The sequence below is a fragment of the Vibrio sp. 2033 genome (assembly GCF_033339735.1).
In genome coordinates, this window is sequence record NZ_JAWOVC010000686.1 from 1 (window position 1) to 552 (window position 552).

At 47.6% G+C, this 552-nt stretch carries 1 pseudogene; it reads left to right on the forward strand.

Annotation, left to right across the window (positions count from 1 at the left end):
- Positions 1-552, forward strand: a pseudogene (locus R7P74_RS28510) (acid phosphatase); the annotation flags it as partial.

The following is a 552-nucleotide window of genomic DNA, read 5'->3' on the forward strand; positions in this document are numbered from 1 at the left end:
GTTTGTTCCAAGATAAAGACGGTCAAATTACCGACTACTCAGCGGACTATGTAGACATTGAAGGTCTAACAGTATCTGAGGATGGTAATGCAATTATCACCATTAAAGGCACACCAACAAAAGCAGGTGAAGCTGGAGCAGTACTTGCGATTAGCGCAACAGATGGCCATACCGCGGTACAAATTGCGCTCAGCATGCCAACGGTTATCGAAGGCGTCACGCCACCACCAGTAGTACCGACTTTGGGCTTCACGCAAGCGCACTTCAACGGTCAAGAATGGAAAATGGGTAGCTTTGCGCAAAAAGATGGTGAAATTGGCTATGCCATGTTGATGCAAGACTCTGAGGGCCTACTAGTCTGCTGGGGTTCAAACCACGATGAGATGAACCAAGAGTACAAAGCGAACATCAGCGACGTCCTAGAAAACACATGGGAACACGATGCCTACGCCATTCTTGCAGATCTTGACCAACAAACCGGTTACGCGGAATACAACAACAAAGACTGTGAAGACGTCGAGCTAAAAGACGGCAAGCTATACAACAGCTACG